Raw genomic sequence first — 3817 nt, forward strand, 5'->3', positions numbered from 1 at the left:
TTCCGCTGAGACAACCTCGGAGCAATCCATCCATCTGACCGTCGGCATCCACGCACCGACCGTGCTCATGCTTGCCATCGGAGCGCTTTACTCGCAGAGCTGGCGCGATGACCGTCTGAACGCCCGTCTGCCTGTTCGGCACCTGGATGATGCAGATCTGGACGCGACGCTGCGCGGCCTGCTGCGGGAAGCTGTTGGAACAGTTGACGATTCGGGCGCAATGGCCGACGGTCTCGGGTTACTGGCGGACGGCTTGGTCCGGCGCGGCCGATGCCCACCAGTCGGGCCGATCTCGAACGCCGCCGGAATCGACGGACAAACGCTGGTGTGTAAGTACCAACCGCTCTATTCCTCTGTCAAGACCGAAACCGATGGCGTCACACTGCAGTTCGCGAGTTTGTCGGTAGGTGCCGGGCTGGACCACAAAGCCGCGATGGAGTTCGTCTCGCGAAGTACTGAGCCGTTCCTGGTTGGCGATCTGCCCGAGTTGAGCGAGCGGCAACAGATCGAGCTGGCCCGATCGCTTATCGTGAGCGGATTCCTCGTCCGGCTGCCCGACGACTGATGGAGATTGCTGAGCTCGCCGGCTGGACCCCGGTCAGGTTCGACCTTTCCGGACCCGTACCGACGGTCGACTGGGCCGACCTTTCGGCGGAACGCTTTGTCGAACCCTTTTTCGACCAGACCGTCGCCCGTTGGGCCAGCGGCCCACAAGCCCGACCGCTCGTCAGGACCGGACTCGATGCGCTCCTCGCTCTCGATAGCGAGCCGTCGCTGGAGCCGACGGGCATGATCTTTCACCTCTCGCGATGCGGGTCCACGCTGGTGTCCCGACTCCTGGGCACACTTCCGGGCGTCATCGTCGTCGCCGAGCCGTCCCCGCTCAACGCACTTCTCGGGCTCGACCCCGATCGGGTCGACGGAGCCACACTGGTCCGGTTGGTGCGGCTTCTGGTGCGGGCACTGGGCCGACGCCGGCACGGCGACGAACGACACCTGGTGCTCAAGTGCACCAGCTGGAACATCCGCCGCCGAGAAATCCTGGCCGCCGCCTTTCCCGAAACGCCGTGGATCTGGGTCCAGCGCGACCCGGCGCACGTCATGGCTTCGCTGCTGGTCAATCCACCGGGCTGGCTCGGGCTTGGGGTTACATCGCCTCGGACCGCGCGGCTTTTCGGCCTTGATCCGGCGCCGGTTCCGGCGAGGGCGCGCGTCGAGTTCGCGGCCCGCGCGCTCGGCGCGATGCTGTGGTCGGCCGCCGCTGATCCGGATCGGCGGCTCTGCATCGACTACGCCGACCTGCCCGCCGCGAGCTGGCAGTGGGTGTCCCCGCATGTCGGGCTTGAGATCGACGCCGACGCAATTGAACGCATGAGCGAAGAGTCGAGGTTCTACTCCAAGGACGCAGCGCCTCGGGTCTTTTCCGGCGACGCCCCGGAGCATCGTCCGGTGACCGACGCGATCCGGGAGGCCGCCGAGCGGTTCGCTGAGCCCGGCTATTGCGCTCTGGCGTCGCGGTCCGATTGAACCGTCGCGTCGAGTTTCCAAACCCACGATCATGTGGTACTAGTGTTAATGAAAATCATATTCATCTCGGGCATTGCGGCCCATGACCGAGGAGTGGCTGTCGTGACGTTGCGCGTTCTTCCGGAAGGTCTCGCTGGTACCAGTGCAGCGATCGAAGCGTTGAGCGCACGTCTGGCCGCTGCCAATGCCGGTGCGGCCCCGCTGATCACGGCTGTGGTGCCCCCGGCCGCGGATCCGGTGTCGCTGCAGAACGCGGCGGGGTGCAGCCTTCGCGGCAGCGAACATGCGGCGGTCGCGGCGCAAGGTGCGGTAGAACTTGGTCGCTCCGGTGTCGGGGTGGGCGAGTCGGGCGCCAGTTATGGAGCACGCGATGCGATGGCGGCGTCATCGTATTTCTTTGCGGGTGGGTGACAATGACCGCGCCCATCTGGATGGCCGCGCCGCCGGAGGTGCATTCGGCGTTGTTGAGCAGTGGTCCCGGGCCGGGGTCGTTGCTGGCGGCGGCGGGAGCCTGGAACTCGTTGAGCGCCGAATACTCTTCGGTGGCCGAGGAACTTAGTGCGGTGTTGGCAGCGGTGCAGGCGGGCGCGTGGGAGGGGCCGAGTGCAGAGTCGTTTGTGGCCGCGTTTGTGCCATATCTGGCGTGGTTGACGCAGGCCAGCGCCAACAGTGCCGCAGCGGCCGCCCAGCATGAGACCGCGGCCGCGGCCTACACCGCCGCGTTGGCGGCCATGCCGACCCTGCCTGAGCTGGCCGCCAACCACGCGATTCACGGAGTGTTGGTAGCGACCAATTTCTTTGGGATCAACACCATACCTATTGCGCTCAACGAGGCCGACTATGTGCGGATGTGGATCCAGGCCGCCACCACGATGAGCACCTATCAAGTGATCTCCACCGCGGCGGTGGCATCGACGCCGCAGGCCGACCCATCGCCGCCGATCCTGAAATCCAACGCGCAAACCCAGGCTTCTTCATCCACCCAGGACCCTCTCGCGACCGGCGCCTTGAACGGCGACAACCCGCTGAACCTCCCGTCGTGGCTCAACAATTTCTTGCAACAGTTCGGTATAGGAAACTCCCAGGTTGCACACGACCCGATGATCGACAACGCACTGGATAACTTCATCGCGAATATCCTGCAGAACATCGGGGTGACGTGGAATCCCGCCGCGGGCACGGTCGACGGAGCCACGTACGACTCGTATACGAACCCACTCCAAATAATGAACGGCCTCCCGATCTTTTTTATTGTTCGAGCTCTCGAACTGTTTGAGGATTTCCAACAGTTTGGCTACTACCTGGTCCATAATCCGGTGGAGGCTTTTCAGTACCTGATCAGCTTGGAGCTGTACGACTGGCCGCTCCACCTAGAAGAACTTGGTTTGCCCCTTCAGAACCCAGCGCTGGACCTGTTGGCCGTGGCCAGTCCCGCGATCGCCCCCGTCGGAGCCGTAGGCGGCTTCGCGGGGCTGGCCGGGCTGGCTGCGATTCCGCCGCCGACCGCCGCTCCGACTCTCGTGCCTGCCCCGCCCCCGGTGTTGCCCGTCGTCGCGACGGCCCCCACCGTGTTGGGCGTTGCCGGCGCCGCGCCCGGCACGGCCCCGGGCACTTCTCCCGCGCCCGCGACGAGCACCGTGGCCAATCCCGCGCCGCCGACACCGCCGCCGGCCGCAGGCAGCGGGGGTTTTGCGCCACCCTATGTGGTGGGTCCTCCCGGTATCGGGGCCCGCTCGGGGATGAGCCTGGGCGCCAAAACGCAGGAGCCGACGTCGCGTGGTTCCGCGAAGGCGCCCGAGCTCGCCGCGGCCGCGGCGGCGGCATCGGGGCGGGCGCGGCGGCGTCGACGGGCAAAGCAGCGCGGGCACAGCGACGAGTTCGCGGACATGAATATCGACGTCGACCCGGATTGGGGCGCGCGGCCGGGCGGGGAGACGGTGGCGTCGGATCGGGGTGCGGGGCCGTTGGGGTTCGCCGGGACTGTGTCGAAGGGCGGTACGCAGGCGGCGGGCTTGGCGACGCTTTCCGATGATGAGTTCGGTGGTGGTCCGAGTATGCCGATGCTGCCGGGCACGTGGGAGTCGGATGGGAAAAACGGCTGAGTGTGCTTGTGTGACAACGGTAGTCGATTAGAGAGAGGATTTCAGTCATGAGTATGTTGGATGCCCATATTCCGCAGTTGGTGGCGTCGCAGTCGGCGTTTGGTGCTAAGGCGGGGTTGATGCGCTCGACGATTGGTCAGGCCGAGCAGGAAGCGATGTCGGCGCAGGCGTTTCACGCCGGGGAGTCT

The 3817-nt window shown here is 65.8% G+C and carries 3 protein-coding genes and 2 pseudogenes; all 5 read left to right on the forward strand.

Annotated features, from left to right (window positions below; translation table 11 throughout):
• Positions 1-565, forward strand: a pseudogene (locus VEI45_RS19475) (cupin); the annotation flags it as partial.
• Positions 565-1527 (forward strand): hypothetical protein, encoded by a 963-nt coding sequence (locus tag VEI45_RS19480; RefSeq protein ID WP_324856169.1) that lies wholly within the window; start codon positions 565-567, stop codon positions 1525-1527. The pseudogene VEI45_RS19475 and the gene VEI45_RS19480, both read left to right, overlap by 1 nt.
• A gap of 102 nt (positions 1528-1629) precedes the next feature.
• Positions 1630-1938 (forward strand): PE family protein, encoded by a 309-nt coding sequence (locus VEI45_RS19485; protein ID WP_324856170.1) that lies wholly within the window; start codon positions 1630-1632, stop codon positions 1936-1938.
• 2 nt (positions 1939-1940) lie between these two features.
• Positions 1941-3629, forward strand: coding sequence for a PPE family protein (locus VEI45_RS19490; RefSeq protein ID WP_324856171.1), 1689 nt, complete (start codon positions 1941-1943; stop codon positions 3627-3629).
• A gap of 47 nt (positions 3630-3676) precedes the next feature.
• A pseudogene (gene esxG / locus VEI45_RS19495) lies at positions 3677-3817 on the forward strand (type VII secretion system protein EsxG); the annotation flags it as partial.

The organism is Mycobacterium sp., from assembly GCF_035623875.1.
In the GTDB taxonomy this organism is placed as follows: domain Bacteria; phylum Actinomycetota; class Actinomycetes; order Mycobacteriales; family Mycobacteriaceae; genus Mycobacterium.

Bases quoted from the DNA above. Each gene is read 5' to 3' on its own strand.
- VEI45_RS19490 (WP_324856171.1), top strand. From the start codon at position 1,941: ATGACCGCGCCCATCTGGATGGCCGCGCCGCCGGAGGTGCATTCGGCG.
- VEI45_RS19480 (WP_324856169.1), top strand. From the start codon at position 565: ATGGAGATTGCTGAGCTCGCCGGCTGGACCCCGGTCAGGTTCGACCTT.